At 47.1% G+C, this 1,960-nt stretch carries 1 pseudogene; it reads right to left on the bottom strand.

Annotation, left to right across the window (positions count from 1 at the left end):
• Positions 1-137: 137 nt before the first annotated feature.
• A pseudogene (tnpC, locus tag B5E62_RS16580) lies at positions 138-1,613 on the bottom strand (IS66 family transposase); the annotation flags it as partial.
• Positions 1,614-1,960 lie beyond the last annotated feature (347 nt).

Raw genomic sequence — 1,960 nt, 5'->3', positions numbered from 1 at the left:
GATTTGGTCTTTTGCTACTGCCATAAATAAACTCCTTTTCGATAAGAATTGTCATATCTGTAATTCTTACCAAAAAGGAGCCATTTTTTACCAAAGCCACAAAGTTTTTTACACTACCTGGAGTAATTCACTATAATTCACATGCGATTTTTGATAGATTGGAGTTTTTCACTCCAAGGTGCCAGCTCTGCCAGCTGTTCATCGGTCATATCTTTACTTGGTCGATGCTCCAGTAAAAATTTAAGATATCCATAAATATTCAGATCGTGTGCTTTTGCCATCTCAACCATTGTATAGACCACTGCGCTGGCATTCGCTCCGTCAACAGAACTGCTGAACAGCCAGTTCTTGCGTCCTACTGCGAATGGACGAATTGCATTCTCACTGAGATTATTGGTAAAGCTGCACCGCCCGTCTTCCAGATAGGTCTCCGCCGTATCACGCCGGTTGAGAACATAATTAACCGCTTTATCCATCCGGGTGTTCCGGACTGGCTTCTGCTGATCGAGCCACGACCAAAAAGCCTCCAGAACAGGTTTTTCCTTCTCGAGACGCAGCTGCTTCCGCTTTTCATAATCACCGGGATACTTTTTGTTAATGGAGTCCTCAATGGCGAACAACCGGTTGCAGTACTGGACGCCCTGCACTGCCGGCTGGCTGTAGTCATACTGTTTTCCTTTGGGAACGGCGTCGATAAAATATCGACGGATATGCGCCCAACAAGAGCAGCGTCTGATCCCCGGAAGATTGTTGTATCCCTGATATCCATCTGTTTCCAGGTATCCGCTGTAGCCTTCCAGAAACTCCCTCGCATGGCTGCCGCTCCTGGTCGGAGAATAGCCATACAGGATGATCGCCGGAAGCCCGTCCTCGCCGCTTCGGAACAGCCACATGAATGATTGGGTCTGGGCTCGGCGCCCTTCCTCGTTCAATACCTGAACTCGGGTTTCATCTGCCATTGCAAAGCTGCGTTTTAGCAGCTCGCGGTGGAAGTAATCATACATTGGCTGAAAATAGTTCTGTGAACAGTAGATGATCCAGTTAGCAAGAGTGGTCCGGCTGATTTGGGCCCCATACTGCTTCCAGTCTTTCTCCTGCCGGTAAAGGGGAAGCCCGTTGGCATACTTCTGATACATGGTCCATGCAACAGTGGATGCTGAGGCAGGACCTTTCCCAACCAGAGCCGCCGGAATCTGAGACTTTATGATCACAGGCTTTTCCGTATCGCCGAGCCCTTCCTTGCAGGATGGACATCCGTAACTCTGGCTGTAGTATTCGATCACTTTACAGGTGGCAGGAATGAATTCCAGTTCCCGGCGGACATACTCTTCACCGATCAGGACCATCTGTGTGCCGCATACCGGACAGATCTGTTCTTCTTCGGGAAGAGGGATCACTACTTTTTCAACCTTCAGGCCTTTGAAGAGATCCTCGTGGGTTGCCTTCTTTTTACGGGTATGTTCCTTGATCACAGTTTCTGCTTCCAGCAGGGATGGATCCTGTTCCACTTCCGCTTCATCGAAAAGGTTCTGTTGTCCCGGAATATCATCGGATCTTCTTTCGCTGGATGAGCCGAAAAGCTTTTTGGTCAGATAATCCACCTGTTCCTGAAGCGCTTTCTCGTGACTGGATTTTTCGTCAATGTACACGGTAAATCATTAGTACCAGTGTATTTTTTGACCGTCATTTCCGGGCTGAATATTTCCGGATGAATATTCTTGTGCGGGCGTACCGCTGTTCCGGAGGAACGCCACACCGGAATGGCGGCTACAGAATCGTCCGGAATACTCAATAAGGTGTGAAATCCTGATCGTGCTTCATATTTTGAGAAAAGATAAAGTACTGAAGTGAAAAGTTTATTTCCACTTTGAAAAACGGGAAAAGAAAAGTGGCAATTACTCTTACAAAAATGAGTGATTGCTGCTTTTTCTGTTTTATTAAGTAGGAATAAGTGTTACAC

The sequence above is a fragment of the Lachnoclostridium sp. An118 genome (assembly GCF_002160985.1).
GTDB classification, from domain to species: domain Bacteria; phylum Bacillota; class Clostridia; order Lachnospirales; family Lachnospiraceae; genus Claveliimonas; species Claveliimonas stercoravium.
Note: the sequence above shows the minus strand (reverse complement) of the source record. Positions and strands in the feature narration are given on the sequence as shown.